We start from the raw sequence: 22,674 nt of genomic DNA, 5'->3' as shown, positions 1-22,674 counted from the left end.
CGGCGGATCGGAATGATGGGGACCGTCCAGAAGGACGACACCCCTTCCGGAGTGCCGCCCTTGAGTTCTGCCTGGTCGGGCAGGTGGAGGCCGTGGCGGGAATCGAACCCGCGTAACTCGCTTTGCAGGCGAGTCCCTAAACCACTCGGGCACACGGCCGTGATCGATGAATAGACCGTATGGCGGGGGCGAGGGCGGGTTCAAGGGAATCGCGGGGGCTGCAACGGGACTGCCACACGCCGTTCATGAATGGGGGAGTCCGTCGCTGGTCGTACGACGAAGGTCCTGGCGTCGGACCGTCTCCCGACAGGGGTCAAGCCGGGTCGTGGCCCTTACGCTGGCGACCATGACAGCCCTCGAACCGCGCGGCACCGATGCCGCGGACACCGCCCCCGACCTGGCCACCGTCGTGGAGGAGGGGGTGCTGAGCCGGCCGTACCGGGCGCTCAGCATCGGGATCGTGTCCGTGGTGCTGCTGATCGCATTCGAGGCGACCGCCGTGGGGACGGCTATGCCGGTCGCGGCGCGGGAGCTGGACGGGGTCTCGCTCTACGCGTTCGCATTCTCCGGGTACTTCACGACGAGCCTGTTCGGGATGGTGCTCGCCGGGCAGTGGTCCGACCGGCGCGGTCCGCTCGGGGCGTTGACCGGCGGGATCGGGGCGTTCGCCGCGGGGCTGATGCTGTCCGGGACCGCGGGTGCCATGTGGCTGTTCATCCTCGGGCGGGCCGTGCAGGGGCTGGGCGGAGGGCTGGTGATCGTCGCCCTCTACGTCGTCGTCGGGCGGGCCTATCCCGAGCGGCTGCGGCCGGCGATCATGGCGGCCTTCGCGGCGGGCTGGATCGTGCCGTCGATCGTCGGGCCGCTCGCCTCGGGCGCGGTGACCGAACACCTCGGCTGGCGGTGGGTGTTCGTCGGGATCCCGGTGCTGGTCGTGTTCCCGCTGGCGCTCGCCCTGCCGCAGATACGGCGCAGGGCCTCAGGGCCCATGGACGGGTCCGACGGGAGCACCGCCTTCGACCGCCGCCGTATCCGGCTCGCCCTCGCCGTCTCGCTCGGCGCCGGACTCCTCCAGTACGCCGCCCAGGACCTGCGCTGGCTCTCCCTCGTCCCCGGCGTCGCCGGCGCCGCGCTGCTGGTGCCGGCCGTCCTCGGGCTGCTCCCGCGCGGCACCTACCGGGCGGCGCGCGGACTGCCCTCCGTGGTGCTGCTACGCGGGGTCGCCGCGGGCTCCTTCATCGCCGCCGAGTCCTTCGTACCGCTGATGCTGGTCACCCAGCGGGGGCTGTCCCCGACGCTCGCCGGGTTCTCCCTCGCCGCGGGCGGCGTCACCTGGGCGCTGGGCTCGTGGGTGCAGTCACGGCCACGGGTCGAGCCCTACCGGCAGCGCCTGATGACGCTGGGCATGGTCCTGGTCGCCGCCTCGATCGCCGCCGCACCGAGCGTGCTGATCGCCGCGGTGCCCGTCTGGACGCTGGCCGTGGTCTGGGGGCTCGGCTGCTTCGGCATGGGCCTGGTGATCGCCTCCACGAGTGTGCTGCTGCTCCAGCTCTCCGCCCCGGCCCAGGCGGGCACCAACTCCGCCTCCCTGCAGATCTCCGACGCCCTGTCCAACGTCGTCCTGCTGGCGACGGGCGGTGCCGCGTTCGCGGCCCTGGGCGGTGGCACGGTGAGCCATACGGCGACGGAGGCCACCGGCTCCCACCCGGCCGCGTTCGCCGCGGTGTTCCTGCCGATGGCGGCGGTGGCCCTGGCCGGGGCGTGGGTGACGACCCGGCTGAGGGAACGGCCGACCACACCCCGAGCCTGACCGTCACGCACGCCCCGTGACCCGCCGTATCTCCTCGGCGAACCCCCGTACGGTCGGCTCCTCCAACAGGGCCGCAAGCGGGATCTCCGCGCCCAGCCGCTCCCTGAGCCGGGTGACGGTCTCGACCACCTTGTACGAGTTGCCGCCCAGGTCGAAGAAGTCGTCATCGGGCTTCACGGAGTCCAGCCCGAGGGCCTCGCACCAGACGGCGGCCACCAGCTCCTCGACTCCCAGCTCCTCGACCCCCTCGACCCCCGCGTCCGCCGGGCGCGACGGCGTGGTGCGGGCCGCCCGGGACTCCAGCAGCAGGCGGTCCACCTTGCCGTTCGGCGTGAACGGGAGGGCGTCGAGGAGGTCGACCGTCGCCGGGACCATGGTCGGCGGAAGCCAGCCGCGCAGGGACTCGCGGACCGACGCCGTCAGCTCGGCGGCCGGCGCGGACGGCACCTCGGGCACCACGAACGCGGCCAGCGCCTTCTCCAGGCCCGTGCCGTGCGCCACCACGACCGCCTGACGCACCCCCGCGCAGCGCCGGGCCGTCGACTCGATCTCGCCGAGCTCGATACGGACACCGCGGATCTTCACCTGCCGGTCGACCCGGCCGAGGAACTCCAACGCGCCGCCGGGCCGGGCCCGTACGAGGTCGCCGGAGCGGTAGAGCCGCCGGCCCGGTGCCACGGGGGGCGACTGGAGGAAGCGTTCCGCGGTCAGTTCGGGCCGGCCGAGATAGCCCAGGGCCAGGCCCGCGCCGCCGATGTACAGCTCGCCGGGTTCGCCCTCGGGCACCGGGCGGCCGTCGTCGTCGAGGACCCACAGCTCGGTGTCCGGGACGGCGGAGCCGATGAGGACCGTGTCGAGGGCGGGGTCGCGCGGGCACATCCAGGCGGTGCAGTGGATCGTGCACTCGCTGGGGCCGTAGAGGTTGGTCAGGGAGGCCGTGGAGCGGGCGTGGAAGCGGTGCACCAGGTCGGCGGGGAGCGGCTCGCCGCCGGTCAGGACCTGGCGCAGACCGTCGTAGCGCTCGGTCTCGTCGCGGGCCAGCAGGAACAGTTCCAGCAGCGACACCCCGAAGTACATCGTCGTGACGCGGTGGTCGCGGATCAGCGCCGCCAGGTGGTCGGCGTCGCGCTGTCCGCCGGGTGCGGAGAGCACGAGCGTGGCGCCGGAGAGCAACGGCCAGTAGATCTCCGCGAGATACATGTCGAAGGTGCACGTGGTGTGGTGGACGAGCCGGTCGTCCTCGGTCATGGGGTGCGTGGTCTGCAGCGCGTTCATGCGGGAGACCAGGGCGCGGTGGCTGATCAGGGACGCCTTGGGGCGGCCGGTCGAGCCGGACGTGAAGATCAGTGCGACGGGATCGTCCGGGGAGCCGTCCACCGGTGGCGGTACCGGCTGTCCGGTGCGGTACTCGTCGTCCGTCAGCATCGGGACCGCACAGCCGTCGAGGCGGTCGCGCAGGGCCCGGCTGGTGAGCACCGCGCGCGGCGCGCAGTCCTCCAGCATGCCGAGCGTGCGGGCGGGCGGATCGGCCACGTCGAACGCCGCGTGCGCCGCCCCCGCGCAGGCCACGCCCAGCACCGCGGCCACGAACTCGACCGACCGCTCGTGATAGACCGCGACCCGGTCGCCGGGCCCCAGCCCCCGGGCCCCCAGCGCGGCCGCCACCGCCAGCACCCGCTCCCGCAACTCCCCGGCACTCACCACCGCGCCGTCGGCACAGACCAGCGCGGTCCGGCCGGGATCCCGTTCCAGACACTCCAGCAACAGGACGTCGACCCGGTGGCCGACACCCGAGCCGCCGACACCGCCCGGCGCACCAGCCGAACCCGCCGCGTCCACCGAACCTGCCCCGCCTGGCGCGTCCACCGAACCCACCGAACCCGCCGCGCCCGCCGTGCCGGCAACGCCCGGCCCGCCGGAAGTGCCGGCGCCGAGCCCGCCAAAGGCGCCGCGAAGGTCCGAGCCGCCGGCGGCGCCCGCACTCTGCTCGCCCAGAGCGTCCGCATCCAGCCCGCCGGAACCCTCCAGTCCTGCCCGGCCGGAACCACCCGCGCCTGACATGCCGGCAGCGTCCGCCGTGCCCTCCGGGCTCGCCGCGTCCGCCGTGCCTGCCGAACCCGCCGCCCCCGTCATACCCACCGCATCCGTCGAACTCGTCATACGAGACCCCAGTGATCCAGGTTCTCCGCCACCGCCGTGGCCAGTGCCTCCGGCTCGTCCACCAGCAGCAGGTGGCGGCCCGGTAGCCAGACCGTGCGGGTGCGGGGGCCGAAGAGGGACCAGTCGTCGGTGCGTTCCTCCGAGCAGAGCTCGTCCTCGTCGCCGAAGACGGTCAGGAGGGGGATGCCGGGGTCGAAGGGTTCGCAGACGTAGTCCTCGACGGCCCTGATGTCCGCGACGATCGCCGGCAGCAGCAGGCCGAGCATCTCCTCGTTCGCGGCGAGTGCGTCCGGTACGCCGCCGAAGTCCCGCAGGATGTCCAGGACTTCGGCACGGTCACGGCCGGGATCGACGTCGCGCAGCAGTCGGCGGCCGGGGTCGGGCTTCTCGTTCACCGCCCACTGGGACACCACGACGAGGCCCGCGACACCGGCGGAGCCCGAACGCCGCAGCGCCTCCAGCGCGATCACGGCGCCCGAGCACACACCGAGCACGAGCAGGGGAGCCGAGCCCGGCAGGTCCCGGATCGTGGCGGTGACGTCCGCGGTGAGGGCGTCGAGGTCGCGTCCGGTCTCCCGGACGCGGGACTCGCGGCCGGGCAGCCGGGCCGTCGCCACCAGCCAGTCGTCCGGCGCGTGCGCGGCGAACGGCTGCCCGCTCGCCCCGCCCGCCCCGGCGTGCGGCACGATCAGCACCCGCAGTACGGCCCGCTCGGGGTCGGCCCCCGCCAGGGTCACATTCCTCGATGACACCTTCTGCCCGCCCTCTTGTTGGTCGGCCTCTTGTCGGTCGGCTCAGCCCGCCGAGACGAACTCCGTCAGCGCCCGGGTCAGATACCCGGGGTCGTCCGCCCCGCACAGCTCGCGCGAGGAGTGCATGGACAGTCCGGGCACGCCCACGTCCACCGTCGTCACCCCCAGCCGGGCCGCGGTGATCGGCCCGATCGACGTACCGCAGGGCATGGCGTTGTTGGACACGAACCGCTGCCAGGGCACCTCGGCCCGGTCCGCGGCGGCGGCGAACGCGGCAAAGCCGGTGCCGTCGGTGGCGTACCGCTGATTGACGTTGACCTTGATCACCGGGCCGCCGTTGGGCAGCGGATGGTTGTCCGGGTCGTGCCGCTCGCTGTAGTTGGGGTGCACCGCGTGGGACATGTCGGCCGAGGCGCAGATCGTGCCCGCCAGTGCCCGCGCCCAGTCCTCGGCGCCACCGCCCCGCGCGGTCACCACCCGGCCCAGGACGCGTTCCAGGAGCGGGCCCTGCGCCCCGGTCTCGGAGCCGGAGCCGACCTCCTCGTGGTCGAACGCGGCGAGGACCGGGATGCGTTCGGCTGCCGCCGGCCAGGACTGTGCGACGGTGGCCAGCGTGGCGGCGCCCGCGTGCACGGAGACGAGGTTGTCCAGCCGCGCCGAGACCAGGAACTCCCGGTCGGCGCCCAGCAGTCCGGGCTTCTGCACATCGTGCAGCATCAGGTCCCAGCCGAGCACCTCTCCCGGGTCGAGCCCGGCGCCGGCCGCTATCCGGCGCAGCAGCGCACCCGGCTCCGGTCGGCCCAGCGCCCACACGGGCTGGAGCTGGCGCTGCCGGTCGAGGGACAGGCCCTCGTTCACCGTACGGTCGAGGTGGATCGCCAACTGCGGTACCCGCAACAGGGGTTCGTCGATCTTGACCAGCTTCGCCGTGCCGTCGCGCAGGGTCAGCCGGCCGGAGACACCGAGGTCGCGGTCGAGCCAGGTGTTCAGCGGGACCCCGCCGTAGATCTCCACGGCGACCTGGCGCCAGCCGGCCGAGCCGGTGTCCGGGGTCGGCTTCACCCGCAGGTTGGGGGAGTCGGTGTGCGCGCCGATGATCCGGAACGGGGTGTGCGCGGGCGCCCCCTCGGGGACGTACCAGGCGAGCAGCGCGCCGCCCCGTACGACGAACCGGCCACCGCTGTGGCCGGTCCACTCCTCGGTCTCCCGCAGCTCTTCGAAGCCGGCCTTCTCCAGGCGCTGCACGGCCTGCGCCACCGCGTGGTAGGGCGAGGAGGCGGCTTCCAGGAAGGCGAGCAGGTCCTCGTTGTGCAGGGGATCGATGGCCTTGGTCATGCGCTTAAGCCTCTCCGGAGGTGGTGGGGGCGAGCAGCTCGCCGACCGCGCGGCCGGGGTCGGTGCACAGGTCGTCGAGGACGGACAGGTAGGAGTCGAGGATTCGCTCCGCCGACTTCCTGTCCCACAGGTCCGCCGAGTATTCGACATACGCCCGGTAACCCAGCGCCGGATCGCGGCGCGGCGTCAGCCCGAACGTCAGCTCCGTGCGCGCCGCCGGCGGCGCCACGTCGTCCACCTCCACCCCGAGTCCGGGGATCTCGATCTCCACGTCGTCGGTGTTCTGGAAGACCAGCAGACACGACACCACCTCGGGCACCTCGCGCACGCCCGCCTCCCGCAGCGCCTGCCATACCTCGGCCGTCGGCAGCACGTTCGCCATGGCGGCCAGCGTCTCCGCGCCGGTGCGGGCGACCAGTTCGGCGCAGGTCTCCTCGGGCCCGACCCGTATCCGCACCGGCATGTTCGTGGAGACCAGCGACACCAGCGTCTCGGTGTCGCTGCCGTCCCGGTTGGCGTACGGCACCCCCACCAGCAGGTCCCGCTGTCCGGCGAGCCGGGCCACGGTGACGCCGAGCGCGGCGGCCGCCACGGCGAACGGTGTCACCCGGTGGGCCGCGGCGAACCTCTCGACCCTGTCCCGCAGTTCGGCCGGTGCGTGGGCGCGGACGGTGTCGCCGTCGCCGCTGAGATGTCCGGAGCGGGGCCGGTCCGTGGGCACCTCGAGGCGGGTGGGTACGCCCGTGAGGTGGTCGACGAAGTGCGCGGCCCGCCGGGTCCGTTCGGTCCCGCCCCGGCGTTCGAGCTGACGGCGGGCGTGGTCGGCGGGCTGGGCCGAGGGCGTGGACAGGGTGGGGGCGGTGCCGGTCGCGGCGGCCGTGTACAGGGCGGCCAGCTCGGCGAGGAGTACGCCGTGGGACCAGCCGTCGGTGCAGATGTGGTGCACCACGAACATCAGCACCCACGCGTCCGGCGCGACCCGCAGCAGCCGCAGCCGGGGCAGGGTCGGCAGGGTCAGGTCGAAGGGCTCGTCGGCGGCCGTCCGGCAGGCCTGGTCCGCGCGCTGCGCGGCCCGTTCGGCGGGGAGCCGGCTGTAGTCGACGATCCGCAGGGGCGGCGGGGCGACGTCCACGACCTCCTGCCACCAGGCGCCCTCGCCGTCCTGGGCGTATCGGGTGCGCAGCGAGTGGTGGCGCCGCACCAGCTCGGTCAGGGCCGTGCGCAGGGCGTCCGTGTCGACGGGGCCGGTGAGACGGATGCGCGTCGGCACGTTGTAGACCTGCGGCCGGGGCAGGGCGGGCTGGGCGGCCAGCATCCGGGCCTGCTGGTCGGTGACGGGGGCACGGTCCACGACGTCCTCGGCGACTCCGGCGGGCCCGCTCCCCGTCAGCGAACGGATCAGCGCGCCGAGCGTCGGTTCGGCGAAGAAGTCCGCCAGCGAGAACTCGACGCCGAGGGCGTCCCTGACCCGGTTGTGCAACCGGATCGCGGCGATCGAACTGCCGCCCAGGTCGAAGAAGTCGGCGGTGTCGGAGACGTCGTCGGTACCGAGGACGGAGGACCACAGGGCCCGCAGGGTTTCGGTCTCGCGCGGGGCGGGCGCTTCCGGGTGGCTCGCCGTCACGGAGGCGGCTTGCACGTCGCTCGCCGTCGCGGTGGGCGTGCCCGAGTCGCTCACTGTCGGAGCGGCGGCGGGTTCGGTGTCCGCCACCGTCACGGCCCGTCCGCCCGCCATGGCCTCCAGCACCCGCTCCAGGTCGGCCAGCAGCCCCCGTACGGTCGACGCGTCGTACAGATCGGCGTCGTAGCGGATCCGCAGCCGTAGCCCGTCGCGGGTGTCCAGGGCCGCCAACGCCAGCTCCAGCGGGGCCGATTCGGTGCCGCCGGGGATCTGCTCCGTGGTGAGTCCGGGCAGCCGGAGCCGGGACAGGGGCGCGCCGTCCAGGTCCGCCGACACCGTCACCAGCGGGCGCGGGTGTCCCGGGTCGGGGTTGACGGCGGCCAACAGGGCGTCCACGTCCACGTGTTGGTGCGCGTCGGCGGCGAACAGCGCGTCCCGCGTGGCCCGTACGGCGTCCCGCAGCCCGGTCGTGCCGGTGAGCGACGCCTTCAGCGGGAGTACGGCGACATGGAAGCCGACGGTGTGCTCGGTACCGGGGCGGCGCCTCCCGAAGGTCGATCCGACCACGAACTCGTCCTGCCCGGACCGCTCCCGCAGCACCAGCTGCCAGGCGGTGAGCAGCGTCGCGAACAACGTCACACCCTGCCGCCCACTCCACTCCCGCAACCGCCCGGCCCGGCTCGCGCTCCAGAAGACCTCCTCGGCGGCCCCATGCCCGGCGACCCGACGTCCGCGCGGCCGGTCCGTGGGGAGGGCGGGGGCGGGCGGCAGGGGGGCGAGATACCCGCGCCACCACTCCAGATCGGCGGAGTCATAGCCGGTCGACGGCGTGTCCGAGGCGGTGGGGTGGTGGCCGGGCTGCGGTCCGTTTGGGTGGGCAGGGGTGTGAGCCGCCTGTGGCCCGGTCGGCGTGGTTCCGGTGGGTGTGGTGAACGCCGGTTCGTTCAGGTGAGTAGGGGCGTGAGAGGTCCCCCGTTCGTCCAGGGTGGTCCCCGCCGGCGCCGCGAACGCCGGGGCCCGGCCCTCCACCGCCGCCCGGTACAGCTCCTCCAGGTCCGCGGCGAGCAGCCCAGCCGAGTGGGCGTCCGTGATGATGTGGTGCAGGCCGAGGACCAGCACATGGTCGTCCGCCGCGAGGCGCAGCAGCCGGGGTGTGAACAGGGGACCCTCGGCGAGGTCGTACGGTCGTCCGCTCTCCTCGCGCAGGACGGCGGCCACCGCCTCCGCCCCGTCGACGTCGGTCACCGTCAACTCCGGCCGCAGGTCGGGTCGTACGACCTGCTCGACCGTGTCGCCCGCCGTGCGGAAGACCGTCCGCAGGCCCGCGTGCCGCTCGACGAGTCCCGCCACGGCCGTGCGCAGCGCCCGCTCGGAGAGGGGGCCGCGCAGCCGTACGGACTGGATCTCGTTGTACGCGGCCGGATCGGCGATCAGCCGGGCGGCGAGCCAGAGCCGACGCTGGGCGTCGGTCGCGGGGCCACGCCGGACCGTCGTCCCCAGCGGGCCGCCGGTCGCGAGCCCACCAAGCTCTTCCGCGGAGCCCCGGCGGCCGACGCCCCGGCGGTACGCACCCGCGGAGTCGGGGCCGACCACTTCCACCGCGCCCCCGCCTGGCGGCACCCCCTTGTCCGTGCTCCCGCCCGGCGGCGCAGCTTCCACCGCGCTCCCGCCTGGCGGCACCGACTCCACCGTGCCCGCGCCCGGCAGGACAGCCTCCACCGCGCCCCCGCCTGGCGGCACCGCCTCCACCGCCCCCACGCCCGGCCGCAAAGCCCCCTCCGCCCCCACGCCCCCCGGCACCGCCCCCAACGTGCGCCGCCTTAGTGCATCCAGGTGCTCCAGGCCCGCCCGCATCCGTTCCGCAGGCATCCCGAAGTCCACCAGGGCGGCGATCTCGTCGACGCCGGCCTCGCGCAATGTCTCCACCAGGGGGGCGCAGCTGTCGGGCGTGCCGATGAGGGCGCGTTCGTCGCAGTAGCGGTCGTAGGCGCGGCGGAAGAGGTAGTCGAGGTCGTCCTCGCTCGCCGTCGCCACGTCCTCGGGCCCGGCGCCCACCGCGCTCGCCGCCGACCGCATCTGGAGGGAGGAACGCAGATAGCGGCTCATCGGCTCCAGCGCCTCCGCGCGAGCCGTGGCGTGGTCCGTGCCGAGGTAGGTGTGGAGCAGGACGGTGACCCGGCCGGTGTCGGGGTCGAGGCCGTGCTGTTCGCGGGCCTTGCGGAAGTGGCGGATGTTGTCGGCGAGTTCGGCGACGGTCTGCCCCATGAGGTTGGTGACGATCCCGAGTCCGCGCCGCCCCGCCTCCTCGTAGGAGGCACGCCGCCCCGAGGTGGCGAGGAACATGGGCGGCAGCTCCTGCACCGGACGTGGGTGGATCGTCACGTCGACGGGCTCGCCCTCGCCGGTGGTGCGCCGTACCGCGCCGCCGCGCCACAGCGTCGTCACGTCGTCGAGGTGGGCGAAGGCGATCTCCTTGCGGCGCTCGAAACGGTCGGGGTGGAGCGCGAAGTCCTGGGCGTGCCAGCCGGTGGCGCAGCCGAGGCCGACCCGGCCGCCGGAGAGGTTGTCGACTACCGACCACTCCTCCGCGACCCGCACCGGATCGTGCAGCGGCAGCACCACGGACCCGGCGTTGAGCCGGATCCGGCTGGTCTCGCGGGCCAGCGAGGCGGCCAGTACCGCAGGGTTGGGGAAGAGTCCGCCGAAGGAGTGGAAGTGCCGCTCGGGCAGCCACAGGGAGCTGAATCCGCGTTCGTCGGCGAAGCGGGCGGTGTCGACGAGCCGGTCGTAGGCGGAGGTGCTGTCGGCGTCGGGGTAGTCGCCGAAGAAGTACACGCCGAAGTCGGGCTGTTTGGCGCGGTGTTCGGCCCGCACCCGGCGGGCGGCGGGCCGGGAGGTCGGGAAGAAGCCCGCCTCCCGCAGCTCCCGCAGGGACCCCTTCACCGCGTCCGCGACCCGCTCGGCGTCGGCGTCGGTGTGAGCGGTGGAGAGATAGAAGCTGCGCCACTCCCAGACGTAGATGCCACGCAACAGCAGGTGCTGGTAGAGCAGTTCCATGTCCGCGCGGTGGACGAAACGGAACATCGACCCGAAGTGGGCGAGTTCCAGGGGGAATTCCTCGTCGGTGAAGAACCGGTTGAGGTCGTCGGCGAGGGCGTCCGTACGGGCGTTGAGCCGCTCCTGGAGCCCGGGCCCCTCGGCGGCGAGATGGGTGAGGACCGCCTTGGCCGCCGCCATGGACAGCGGGTGCTGGAGGTAGGTCCCGCCGAAGAAGGTGGTCTCGGCGGTGGGGCGGCTCTCGTCGCCGTACCGCCAGAATCCGCCGTCGACGCCGTCCATGATGTCGGCCCGGCCCGCGATCGCCCCGACGGGGAAGCCGCTGCCGAGTGCCTTGCCGTAGGTGGCCAGGTCGGGCACGACACCGAAGTGGTGCTGGGCGCCGCGCGGATGCGGGCGCAGACCGGTGAGCATCTCGTCGAAGAGCAGCACGATGCCGCGCCGCCGGGTCAGTTCGCGCAGTTCGCGCAGGAAGGCGACCGGGCGCAGGGCGGGGTTGCGGCACTGCACGGGCTCGACGAGGACGGCGGCGATGCGGTCGCCGACGGCGTCGATGGTGGTGAGGGCCTCCTGGCTGCCGTACTCCAGGACGATCAGCTCGGCGACGGCGCTGTCGGGGATGCCGCGGGAGACGGGGACGGCGCCGTCGCCGGGTCCGGGGCGGCCGAGCACGGTGTCGATGTGACCGTGGTAGGAGCCGCGGAACATGACGATCCGGTCGCGTCCGGTGGCGGCGCGGGCGAGCCGGATCGCGGCGGAGTTGGCCTCGGTGCCGGAGGCCGCGAACGCGACGCGTTCCATGCCGGTGAACCCGGCGAGCAGCTCGGCGACCTCACCCGCCTCGACCGGACGCGGCCCGAACCGCAGCCCGCCGTCCAGGTGTGCGCGCACGGCCTCGGTCACGCACTGCGGCTCATGGCCGAGGAGCAGGGACCCGAAGCCCATCGTGATGTCGGTGTACGTGTTCCCGTCGATGTCCGTCAGGTGCGCGCCGTGTGCGCCACGGGCCGCGAGCGGGTACAGCGTCTCCTTCGTCGAACGCCGGAACCCGACCACGGCCCTGCTGTCCGCGAGCACCGAACGCCGTGACTGCGCCAGATCCTTGGAGGTCCGGGTGCGTTCCGTGAGCCGCCGGGCGAGGTCGGCGGCGTGCGTGCGCTGGGTGTCGGTGGCGTGGGCGCCGGCCATGCCGGAGTCGTGGGGGAGGGTGACGCGGGGGCCGTGGACGGCGGGTGCCGGGGGTGCGGGAGCTGCCGCGCCCTGCCGTGCCCGCGCCAGCTGCTCGTCCAGTCGGCGGGACAGCGCCGCGGCCCGGTCCGCCGCCGTGCCCGGGCTCATCGGGCGGCCCGCTCGGCGGTGAGCAGGGCGACGGCGTCGGAGAGCTGGGTGATCAACGAGGCCTGCGTCTCGGCCAGCAGGTCGATCTGCCGCCGCAGCTCGGCGACTTCGCTGCGGCTGGCGTACTCCGCCTGCCCGGGTGCCTCGGGTGCCTGGGGTGTCTCGAGTGCCTGGGGTGCCTGGGGTGCCGCCTTTCGCGGCTCCGGTATCTGCCGTACGTCGATGATCTCTGCCCGTGGCTCCGGTGCAGGCCGTGCCGCGCGCTCCGCGATGAGCCGTGCCGTCAACTCCGGTGACCCCGCGTCCTCCAGCAGTTCCCGTACGGCCAGCCGCACCCCGAACTCGCCCTCCAACTGCCGCAGCATGCCGATCAGTTGCAGGGAGTCCGCACCCAGCCCCACGTAGGTCTCCCCGGCGCGCAGCCCGTCCTGGTCGTATCCCAGGTGCTGTGCGGTCAGTTCGAGTACACGCTTGAGTACTGCCTGGTCGGTCACGTCGTTCTCCCCATCGGGTTCTCTCGCGGGTTCGTGCGCGGGTACGGCCGTGGCAGGCGGCGGTGGTGGGCCGATCCAGTACGACCGGTGCTCAAAGGGGTAGGTGGGCAACGGGATACGCCGGCCTCCGCACCCTTCGAGCAGGGCGGCCCAGTCGAGGGGCGCCCCGGCGCAGTGCAGCCGGGCCGCGGCCCGCCACACCTCGTCCGGGGTGCCGCCCGTGGGCACGCAGAGGGTGTCCGGGACCGCCCGCCGGGCCAGCCGGGTCAGGGTGGCGTCCGGGCCGAGTTCCAGCAGGGCGTCCACGGGGGCCAGCGTGCGCAGTACGGCGTGGAAGTCGGCGGTGTGCCGGGCCTGGCGGACGAGGTGGTCGGCGTCGGGCAGCCAGCCCGGGGGATGGGCGACACCGTCCAGACCACTGACGAACTCGATCTCGACGGGCCGCAGTTCGGCCTTCTCGACGGCCGCGCGCAGTTCGTCGAGGACCGGGTCGAGGAGGGCGCTGTGGAAGGCACGGTCCACCGGCAGCGGTACGCCGGTCAGGCCCTGCTCGGTCAGTCGGCGGTGCGCTTCGGCGATGGCCTCGGGCGGCCCGGCCAGCACCTGGTGTGCGGGCCCGTTGGACACGGCGAGCTCCACGCGCCCGACCTGGGCGGCGAGTTCCCGGACCCGGTCCCGATCGGCGAAGACGGCGAGCATCGCGCCGGGCGCCGTGTCCTGCATCAGCCGGCCCCGTCGGCACAGCAGCCGCATGCCGTCCGCCAGGGACAGCGCCCCGGCGGCACACAGCGCCGCGTACTCCCCGACACTGTGCCCGGCGACCGACCCGGGCCGCACTCCCCAGCTCCGCCACAGCCGGAGCTGGGCGACCTGCAGGGCGAAGATCGCGGGTTGCGCGAAGGCGGTGTCCCAGGGGGCGTGGGGTGCGGGGACTTCGTGGCCGCCCGACGGCGCCCCCTCACCGGTGAGCCGTGCGAGGAAGTCCCTCTCGCCCGTCTCCTCCTCGTGGATCCGCGCGCACTCCCGCAGCACCTCGGCGACGACCGGGAAGCGGGCGGCGAGCGCGGCGGCCATGCCGGGGCCGCCCGTGCCCTGGCCGCTGAAGAGGAAGGCGGGGGCGACGGTCCGGTCGGCCGTCCCGGTCAGGGCGCCCGGCGCGCCGGCGAGGAACGCGTCCAGCCCCTCGACGAAGGGCGCGATGACGACCAGCCGGTGGGGCAGATGACGCCGGCCGAGCGCGGTCGTCGTCAGCAGATCGGCGGGGGCGAGGTCCGGACGCCGGACCAACTCGTCCCGGAAGGCCCGGGCATACGCCGTCAGCGCCCCCGGCGTCCGCGCCGACAGCGGCAGCAGCACGGGCCCGGCCCGCTCACCACGTACCGGCTCGGGCACCCTGCCCGGCGCCTCCTCCACGATCACGTGCGCATTCGTCCCACCCATCCCGATGGAGTGCACCCCCGCCCGCCGGACCCCGGCGTTCGGCCACGGTGTCGCCCGGGTCGGTACGAAGAACGGGCTGGTCTCCAGCGCGAGGAGGGGATTGGCGCGGGTGAAGTTCACCAGGGGCGGTATCACCCCGTGCCGCAGCACCAGGATCGCCTTGATCAGCCCCGCCAGACCCGCCGCGCTGTCCAGGTGACCGATCGCGGGCTTGGTGGAGCCCAGCGCGCAGAAGGCCGTGCCGTCCGTGTGCGCTCTGAACGCCTCGGTGAGCGCGGTGAACTCGATCGGATCGCCCTTGAACGTGCCGGTGCCGTGTGCCTCCAGATAGCCGAGGGAGTCGGCCGGTACGCCCGCCCGTGACAGCGCGCCGAGCACCGCGTCCCGCTGGCCCGCGACGCCGGGCGCGGCGAACCCCCCTTTGTCGTCACCGTCGTTGGTGACAGCCGAGCCGAGGATCACGGCGTGCACGGTGTCGCCGTCGGCCAGCGCCCGGGCCAGCGGCTTCAGCAGGACCGCCGCGACCCCGTTGCCGCCGACCGTGCCGTCGGCGTCCGCGTCGAAGGCCCGTACCGTGCCGCTCCGGGAGATCGTGGAGCCCTTGACGTGCCGGTGCCCGGTGATCTGCGGGAGGTGCAGGGCCGCCGAGCCCACCAGCATCAGCTCGGCGTCGCCCGCCAGGAGCGCCTGACAGGCCAGATGGACCGAGACGAGGGCGCTGGAGCAGGCGGTGGAGACATTGACCGCCGGTCCGCGCAGCCCGAGCCGGAAGGCGGCCCGGTTGGCGGCGAAGTCGGGATAGTTGCCGACCTGGACCTGCTTCTGGGCGATCCAGTCGTCGCCCGGCACGTCCGCGAGGTTGTTGGCGAGATAGCTGTGCAGCGAGTACAGCCGGTACCCGACGCTGCCGTACACCCCGATGCGGGCGTCGGAGCCGGCGTAGCCGCCGTCCTCCAGGGCGTGGTGGCAGCACTCCAGGAGCAGCCGCTGTTGCGGGTCGGTCACCTCCGCCTCGCGCCCGGTCATCCCGAAGAACGCGGCGTCGAAGCCGTCGACCCCGTCCAGCAGCGCACTGGCGCCGACGAGGTCCGGGTCGTCGAGGAGGTCCTCGGAGGCTCCCGCGGACCGTAACTCGGCCCGGCCGAACCGTCGTACGTGTGAGACGCCCGCCTCGATGTCACGCCAGTACTGCTCGGTGGTCCCCGCTCCCGGGAACCTCAGCGCCATCCCGATGACCGCCACGCGTCGGTCGTCCGGCACCCCTTCTCCCCCTTCTGCTCCGGCTCGATGGTTCGACGTCCGGGTCCGTTTCACACCTCCGCGCGCGCCTCCGCCTCCGTGCCCTTGCCCTCCGCCTCGGTGCCGGCCGGAGCCGTCGAACGGCGGCGCAGCACCAGGGCCACGAAGAGCACGGCGATCACGATGGCCACACCATGTGCGACCGCGACGACCGACAGCGGCGAGAACACGTCGAGCGCGGCGCCGACCGCGATCATCCCGGCGCCGAAGCCGAAGCTCTCCACGGTCGCCGACAGCCCGAAGGCATGGGTGCGCAGACGGTCCGGCAGGGTCTGCAGATGCTGGGTGTAGGACACCTCGGTCAGTCCGTCGGCCGCCCCCGCGACCAGCGCGATCAGCACGGTCGCGGTCCAGGGCAGCCCGGCGAAGGCCAGGATGAAGGCGCCGGACATCACGATGGTGCCGAGCCCGAAGCCCAGTGCGCCCAGGGCCTGTTCCGAGCGCCGCGGCAGCCGCTGGATCACCTGCTGGGCCACGATGTTGCCGAACGCCCACACACACCAGAACACGCTGACGAACGTGGCCGGGCTGTCGGTGTCCAGTTCCGTCGAGTACACGGGCAGCGCCGCGTTGTGCGAGGACGAGCCGAGCGCGTCGACACCCCGCAGCAGCACCATCAGGCCGAGCACGGGCGCGCCGGCCAGGACCATCACCGCGGCGGGCAGCCGGCGGCGCTTCTTCCCGGCCCCGACTGGACTCGCAGCCTCCGCCGAGTCCTCCGCCGCGTCCGGCTTCGGCCGCCGGGTGACGGGCAGTTGGGCCACCGCCACCGCGCACACCAGGAACGTGGCCATGTCCAGCAGGAAGGCCGCCGTGTAGCCGAGCAGGGAGACGACCACACCGGCCGACGCGAACCCGGCCACCATCGCCAGCGAACGGCCGCTCACCATCAGCGAGTTGGCCCAGGTACGGCGGTCCTCGGCCACCATCTCCGGGATGACCGAGCTGCGCAGCGCGACCAGGAAGACCGTGCCGGTGATCCCGCCCACCGCCGAGACCACGAACAGCACGGGCGTGCGCAGCGTGTCGGGCGCCGCCACCAGGACCGCCAGCACCGCAGCCTGCACCACGTTCACCCAGAACATGACGGACCGCGCCGACCACCGGGCCAGGATCGGCGCGGCCAGCAGCCCCGCGACGATGCCCGCGGCGAGGCGTACGGCCATGAAGGCGCCGACGGCGAGCGCGCGGTCGGTGACGGCGTAGACGTACAGATTGAGCGCGACGACGTTGAGATAACTGCCGTACGACGACAGGGCGTAGCCCGCGACCAGGATGCGGTACCGGCGTTCCCGCACCGAGGCCGTGACGGGTTCCGGCATTCTCGACTTCCTTCGCGGACGGCAACAGGGCGAGGTGCGGGCAGGGCGGCCGCAGGGGCGGAACCCGTCGAACAGAACCTGTCGAACACTAGTCAGGTGGTGCGGAGTTCGGTCCGAGGGACACGGGCGCATGAATGTAATCTGCACACTTGTGAAGCGTGATCATTTCGACCCACGCACGTGTGATTGCCATGAAACGCGTCCGACCCGCCCTTGCCCGCGAGCGCTGGCGGTGTATCGCACCGCGCTGCGCGAGGGACGGGTGCCGGCCGACGAGGTGCCGCGCTGTCTGACGGAACTCGGACTCGTCGTCGCCGACGACGCGGACCCGCCCGGCTGGTGTCTGCCGGTGGCGCCGGACGCCGCGCGCTTCGCCGTGCTGTCCACGATGGAGGACCGGCTGGCCGAGCAGCGCCGGGCCCTGCGGTCGGCGTCCGCACGGCTCACCGCCTTCGAGTCGCTGTACGCGCGCGAGCAGCGCTCGGCCCTGCCCGCCCTGGTCCGGCTGACCGAGAAGGCGGTGATCAGCGCGGCCCTGGAGGCGGCGGTGGGGGACTGCCGGCACGAACTGCTCACCGCCCAGCCGGGCGGCGGCCGCGCGGAGGCGACCCTGCGCGAGGCGCTCGGCCGCGATCTGCGGGCGTTGCGGCGCGGGGTCCGCCAGCGCACCCTGTACCAGCACACCGTGCACGCGCACCGGCCGACCATGGCGTACATCGAGCGGGTCACCGAGGCGGGGGCCGAGGTGCGCACCCTGGCCGAGGTCGTCGAACGGCTGATCGTCTGTGACCGCTCGGTCGCCTTCGTGTCGCTGTCGCAGGACGGCGCGGACGGCGCCCTGCAGATCCGGGACCCCGCCCTGGTCCGCTTCCTTGCCCGCGTCTTCGAGCAGACCTGGGAACGCTCCACCCCCGTGCACCCGGCCGACCCCGCCGAGCGCCGCAACCCCGCTGTCACCTCCGACCTCCAGCAGACGATCCTGCGCGCGGTCGTCGCGGGCGAGACCGACGACTCCATAGCCCGCCGCCTCGGCATGAGCCGCAGAAGCGTGGCGGAGCACATCAGGAAGGTGTCCTTGCGGCTGGGCAGCGGGAGCAGGGCCCAGCTCGGGTACCTGGTGGCCACGTCGGGTCTGCTGGAGGACGACGGCGGGTGACGGTACGCGCGGTGGCCATGTGACCTCGGTCCCACCCACGGGGGACCCGGGCCTGTCCGCACGTTGACCCCGCCGGGCCGCCGGTAGGGTGGCCCGGTTGTCATACGTAGCCGACCCGTCCGCACCGCCAGCCGAGCCGCTCGACCCCTTTACGGAGACCGTGACTACCACCGCCGCCTCCTCCCACCACCTCTCTCCCGCCTTCCCCGGCCGCGCCCCCTGGGGCACCGCCAGCAAGCTGCGCGCCTGGCAGCAGGGTGCGATGGAGAAGTACGTCCAGGAGCAGCCGCGCGACTTCCTCGCCGTCGCCACCCCCGGCGCCGGCAAGACCACCTTCGCGCTGACCCTCGCCTCCTGGCTGCTGCACCACCACGTCGTGCAGCAGGTGACCGTGGTCGCGCCGACCGAGCACCTGAAGAAGCAGTGGGCGGAAGCGGCCGCGCGGATAGGGATCAAGCTGGACCCGGAGTACAGCGCGGGTCCGCTCGGCAAGGACTACCACGGGGTCGCCGTGACGTACGCCGGTGTCGGCGTGCGCCCCATGCTGCACCGCAACCGCGTCGAGCAGCGCAAGACGCTCGTCATCCTCGACGAGATCCACCACGCCGGTGACTCCAAGTCCTGGGGCGAGGCGTGCCTGGAGGCCTTCGAGCCGGCCACCCGCCGACTCGCCCTCACCGGTACGCCCTTCCGGTCCGACACCAACCCCATCCCCTTCGTGACGTACGAGGAGGACAACGCCGGCATCCGTCGGTCCGCCGCCGACTACACCTACGGCTACGGCAACGCGCTCGCCGACCATGTCGTCCGGCCGGTCATCTTCCTGAGCTACAGCGGCAACATGCGCTGGCGCACCAAGGCGGGCGACGAGATCGCCGCCCGGCTCGGCGAGCCCATGACCAAGGACGCGATCAGCCAGGCCTGGCGTACGGCGCTGGATCCGCGCGGCGAGTGGATGCCGAGCGTGCTGCGCGCCGCCGACCAGCGGCTCACCGAGGTCCGCAAGGCCATCCCGGACGCCGGTGCCCTTGTCATCGCCTCCGACCAGGACTCGGCGCGTGCCTACGCCAAGCTGATCCGGGAGATCACTGGGAGCAAGGCGACCCTCGTGCTCTCCGACGAAGCCGCCGCGTCCAAGCGCATCGACGACTTCAGCGCGAGCAACGACCGCTGGATGGTCGCCGTCCGCATGGTGTCGGAAGGCGTCGACGTGCCGCGGCTGGCGGTGGGCGTCTACGCCACCACCATCTCCACGCCGCTCTTCTTCGCCCAGGCCGTCGGCCGTTTCGTGCGTTCCCGGCGCCGCGGCGAGACCGCCTCCGTCTTCCTGCCGACCGTCCCCGACCTGCTCACCTTCGCCAACGAGATGGAGGTGGAACGGGACCACGCCCTCGACAAGCCGAAGAAGGAGGGCGAGGAGGACCCGTACGCCGAGTCGGAGAAGGAGATGGAGGAGGCGAACAAGGAGCAGGACGAGGACACCGGCGAGCAGGAGCAGTTCTCCTTCGAGGCGCTGGAGTCCGAGGCCGTCTTCGACCGGGTGCTCTACGACGGCGCCGAGTTCGGCATGCAGGCTCACCCCGGGAGCGAGGAGGAGCAGGACTACCTCGGTATCCCCGGGCTCCTCGAACCCGACCAGGTGCAGCTGCTGCTCCAGAAGCGGCAGGCCCGGCAGATCGCGCACAGCCGCAAGAAGCCGGACTCCGAGGCGGACCTTCTCGAACTGCCCGCCGAGCGGCGGCCCGTCGTCTCGCACAAGGAGATGATGGAGCTCCGCAAGCAGCTCAACACCATGGTCAGCGCGTACGTCCACCAGAGCGGCAAGCCGCACGGCGTCATCCACACCGAGCTGCGGCGGCTGTGCGGGGGACCGCCGAGCGCCGAGGCGACGGCCGGGCAGCTGCGGCAGCGGATCGCCAAGGTGCAGGAGTGGGCGACCCGGATGAAGTGACGCCGGGCAGTGCGGGGGCACCCCGGGCACGGTGGGGCGCGCTTCGATCACCGAGCGCCGTACATAGCAGGACAAATCGGAGTGCTCCGTACCAGCCGATGCCCGGATTCTGGACGGAGCCTTCCGCTCAGCGAACCGGCATCGCTACAGTCCCGCTACGCACACGCCCCGTGGCAGCGCCGCCGCGGAGCGCAGCCGTGAAGCGACGCGGTCCGGAAACCGCTCCGGGCCGCCGGCCGATCGGCGGCCTCTGAAGCGCGTCACCGACGGGACTCGATGACGCATCCCCGCGACAGGGCCGCCGACCTCACCACTGGAGGAGTGGGCGTCGTGACCGCGGAGACCTCTCAGACGCTCGACCGAGGACTACGTGTCCTCAAGCTGCTGGCCGATACGGACCACGGGCTGACCGTCACCGAGCTATCCAACAAACTGGGCGTCAACCGGACCGTGGTGTACCGGTTGCTCGCCACGCTGGAACAACATGCCCTCGTACGGCGTGACCTGGGCGGACGTGCCCGGGTCGGGCTCGGGGTGCTGCGCCTTGGCCGTCAGGTGCACCCCCTGGTGCGCGAGGCGGCACTGCCGGCCCTGCGCTCACTGGCCGAGGACATAGGAGCCACCGCTCATCTCACCCTGGTCGACGGGGCGGAGGCGCTCGCCGTCGCCGTGGTCGAGCCGACGTGGACGGACTACCACGTGGCGTACCGGGCCGGATTCCGTCACCCACTGGACCGCGGGGCCGCAGGCCGAGCGATCCTCTCCGCCCGTACCCAGCCGCTCCGGGACCCCGGGTACACCCTGACGCACGGGGAGCTGGAGGCGGGCGCGAGCGGCGCCGCCGCACCGCTGCTCGGCGTCACGGGCGTCGAGGGCAGCGTCGGAGTCGTGATGCTGGCCGACGCGGTGCCGGAACGCGTGGGGCCACGGGTCGTGGACGCGGCGAAGGAGGTCGCGGAGGCATTGCGCTGACCGTTCGCCGGATCCGCGAGCCATGACGGCAGGGCGGACCACGGGGGTGGGCCGGCTCACGCCGCTCGCGTGAGCGCCACCCCCGGCACCGGCGTGTCCGTCGCGCCCGGCATCGGCGTCGAGTCGCTCCCGGAGGTGCCACGGCGCCTCGCCCGCCGCCGGGAGGATCCGTACGCCGGCTGACCGGGCCCCGGCCGGAAGTGGTCGTCGCGTTAGATTGATCCCGTGCTCTCTCGCCTTACACGTCCCCAGGCCGTAGCCGTCTGTGCCCTGCCCGTCGTGGCCCTGCTCGCCACGGCGGCCTTCGTACCGCTGCCGTTCTCGCTGGCACAGCCCGGTATGACGGCGAACGTCCTCGGGGAGAACAAGGGCACCCCGGTGATCACGATCTCGGGTGTGCCGACCCGGGACACCAGCGGACAGCTCCGGATGACGACGATCGAGGCGACCAATCCGGACACCCGGGTCTCGCTCGGCGATGTGCTCGACGCGTGGTTCGACACGGACCGGGCGGTCATGCCGCGCGACTCGGTCTATCCGAGCGGGCAGTCCACCAAGGAGATCGAGCAGCACAACACCGCTCAGATGAAGGAGTCCCAGGACGCGGCGACGCAGGCGGCGCTGAACTACCTGGACCTCAAGGACGACGACATCAAGGTCTCGCTGAAGCTGGCGGACGTGGGCGGCCCCAGCGCGGGCCTGCTGTTCTCCCTGGGCATCGTCGACAAGCTGAACGGCGACGGCAGCGGCGGCGACCTCACCGGCGGCCGCACCATCGCCGGGACCGGCACGATCGACGCCGACGGCACGGTGGGCGCGGTCGGGGGCGTGCCCCTGAAGACGCAGGCCGCGAAGCGGGACGGGGCGACGGTGTTCCTGGTCCCCGAGGACGAGTGCTCGGACGCGGAGGCGGAGCTGCCGAAGGGGCTGCGGCTCGTTCCGGTGACCACGCTCAAGGGCGCGGTGAGTGCGCTGGTGGCGCTGGAGACCGGGAAGGGCTCCGTCCCGAGCTGCTAGGGCCTGTCCGGCGGCACTACTTCTCCTTCACGAACCCCTCCTTCTTCATCCAGTCCAGCGCGACCTGGTGCGGATCCTGCCCGTCCACGTCCACCTTGGCGTTCAGCTCCTGCGCGACCGTGTTGTCCAGCTTCTTCGTGACCGGGTCGAGGACCTCCGCGATCGCCGGCCACTTCTTCAGCGCCTTGGAGTTGATCGCGGGCGCCGCGTTGTAGTTGGGGAAGAACTTCCTGTCGTCGGCCATCACCACGAGGTTCATGGACTTGATGCGGCCGTCGGTGGTGAAGACCTCGCCGTAGGTGCAACTGCCCTTCTTCACCTGGGTGTAGATGATCCCGGTGTCCATCTGCGTGATGTTCTTCGCCGGGACGCTCATCCCGTACGCCTTCTCCATACCCGGCAGCCCGTCCGCGCGGTTGGCGAACTCGCTCTCCACGCACAGGGTCACGGCCCCGGGGTCCGACTTCGACAGCGCCGCCACGTCCGACAGCGTCTTCGTGCCGTACTTCTTGAAGTTGGCCTGGTTCATCGCGAGCGCGTACGTGTTGTTGAGGGACGCCGGCGCCAGCCACGTCAGCCCGTTCTTCAGGTCGGCCTTCCGTACCGCGGCCCACTGCTCCCGCGGGTCGTCGATCGGCTCGCTGTTGCCCTGGTACGTGATCCAGGCGGTGCCCGTGTACTCGTACATCCCGTCCGCGTCACCGGACTTGACCGCCTCCCGGGCCCCGATCGAACCCTGGATGCCCGTCCGGTCCAGGACATCCGCCCCGGCCGCCTGGAAGGCGATCCCCATGATCGCGCCGAGGATCAGCTGCTCGGTGAACTCCTTGGACGTGACGGTGAGGTCGGCGCCCTCGAGGGGCAGGCCCTTGCCGATGGAGCCGGGCGTCACGTCGTCGACCATGGGCGAACCACTGGTGAGGCCGCACGCAGAGGCCAGGACCAGTACG

At 72.8% G+C, this 22,674-nt stretch carries 12 protein-coding genes and 1 tRNA gene; 5 read left to right on the top strand and 8 right to left on the bottom strand.

Annotation, left to right across the window (positions count from 1 at the left end):
* Positions 1–84 precede the first annotated feature (84 nt).
* Positions 85–159 (bottom strand) — tRNA-Cys (locus OHU89_RS20295).
* A gap of 187 nt (positions 160–346) precedes the next feature.
* Here OHU89_RS20295 and OHU89_RS20290 point away from each other — a divergent pair.
* Positions 347–1,810, top strand: coding sequence for an MFS transporter (locus OHU89_RS20290; protein WP_405644770.1), 1,464 nt, complete (start codon positions 347–349; stop codon positions 1,808–1,810).
* A gap of 3 nt (positions 1,811–1,813) precedes the next feature.
* Here the strand turns inward: OHU89_RS20290 and OHU89_RS20285 are convergent, their stop codons facing one another.
* Genes OHU89_RS20285 through OHU89_RS20260 form a run of 6 tightly spaced genes read right to left on the bottom strand, consistent with a single transcriptional unit; the run spans position 1,814 to position 16,628 of the window.
* A complete protein-coding gene (locus OHU89_RS20285) occupies positions 1,814–3,970 on the bottom strand; it encodes a non-ribosomal peptide synthetase (protein ID WP_405644768.1) in 2,157 nt (718 codons plus the stop codon).
* Entirely contained in the window at positions 3,967–4,707 is a 741-nt protein-coding gene (locus tag OHU89_RS20280) for a thioesterase II family protein (RefSeq protein WP_405644766.1), read from the bottom strand. Before OHU89_RS20280 ends, OHU89_RS20285 begins: the two co-directional genes overlap by 4 nt.
* A gap of 57 nt (positions 4,708–4,764) precedes the next feature.
* Positions 4,765–6,057, bottom strand: coding sequence for a M18 family aminopeptidase (locus OHU89_RS20275; RefSeq protein WP_266891764.1), 1,293 nt, complete (start codon positions 6,055–6,057; stop codon positions 4,765–4,767).
* A gap of 4 nt (positions 6,058–6,061) precedes the next feature.
* Positions 6,062–12,073, bottom strand: coding sequence for a MupA/Atu3671 family FMN-dependent luciferase-like monooxygenase (locus tag OHU89_RS20270; RefSeq protein ID WP_405644765.1), 6,012 nt, complete (start codon positions 12,071–12,073; stop codon positions 6,062–6,064).
* On the bottom strand, positions 12,070–15,267 hold the full coding sequence (locus tag OHU89_RS20265) for a type I polyketide synthase (protein ID WP_405644763.1): 3,198 nt from the start codon (positions 15,265–15,267) through the stop codon (positions 12,070–12,072). The genes OHU89_RS20270 and OHU89_RS20265 overlap by 4 nt, the downstream gene beginning before the upstream one ends.
* Before the next feature lie 50 nt (positions 15,268–15,317).
* Positions 15,318–16,628, bottom strand: coding sequence for an MFS transporter (locus OHU89_RS20260; protein ID WP_405644761.1), 1,311 nt, complete (start codon positions 16,626–16,628; stop codon positions 15,318–15,320).
* A 232-nt stretch (positions 16,629–16,860) separates the two neighbouring features.
* On the opposite strand from OHU89_RS20260, the gene OHU89_RS20255 reads away from it, so the two are divergent.
* The 4 genes from OHU89_RS20255 (at position 16,861) to OHU89_RS20240 (ending at position 21,724) form a co-directional block, all read left to right on the top strand.
* Positions 16,861–17,784, top strand: coding sequence for a LuxR C-terminal-related transcriptional regulator (locus tag OHU89_RS20255; RefSeq protein ID WP_405644759.1), 924 nt, complete (start codon positions 16,861–16,863; stop codon positions 17,782–17,784).
* 160 nt (positions 17,785–17,944) lie between these two features.
* Positions 17,945–19,735 carry a DEAD/DEAH box helicase gene (locus tag OHU89_RS20250; protein ID WP_266891772.1) on the top strand — a complete coding sequence of 597 codons (1,791 nt, stop codon included), beginning with the start codon at positions 17,945–17,947 and terminating at the stop codon, positions 19,733–19,735.
* 330 nt (positions 19,736–20,065) lie between these two features.
* On the top strand, positions 20,066–20,707 hold the full coding sequence (locus OHU89_RS20245; protein ID WP_046259016.1) for an IclR family transcriptional regulator: 642 nt from the start codon (positions 20,066–20,068) through the stop codon (positions 20,705–20,707).
* Positions 20,708–20,932: 225 nt separating this feature from the next.
* Positions 20,933–21,724 carry a PDZ domain-containing protein gene (locus OHU89_RS20240; protein WP_405644757.1) on the top strand — a complete coding sequence of 264 codons (792 nt, stop codon included), beginning with the start codon at positions 20,933–20,935 and terminating at the stop codon, positions 21,722–21,724.
* Positions 21,725–21,740: 16 nt separating this feature from the next.
* On the opposite strand, the gene OHU89_RS20235 is transcribed toward OHU89_RS20240, so the two are convergent.
* Positions 21,741–22,628 carry a glycine betaine ABC transporter substrate-binding protein gene (locus OHU89_RS20235; RefSeq protein ID WP_405654578.1) on the bottom strand — a complete coding sequence of 296 codons (888 nt, stop codon included), beginning with the start codon at positions 22,626–22,628 and terminating at the stop codon, positions 21,741–21,743.
* Positions 22,629–22,674 lie beyond the last annotated feature (46 nt).

This window comes from Streptomyces sp. NBC_00019, assembly GCF_045041015.1.
Classification (GTDB): Bacteria; Actinomycetota; Actinomycetes; order Streptomycetales; family Streptomycetaceae; genus Streptomyces.
The sequence above is the reverse complement of the archived record's forward strand: the minus strand, read 5'-3'. Positions and strand labels throughout refer to the sequence as shown.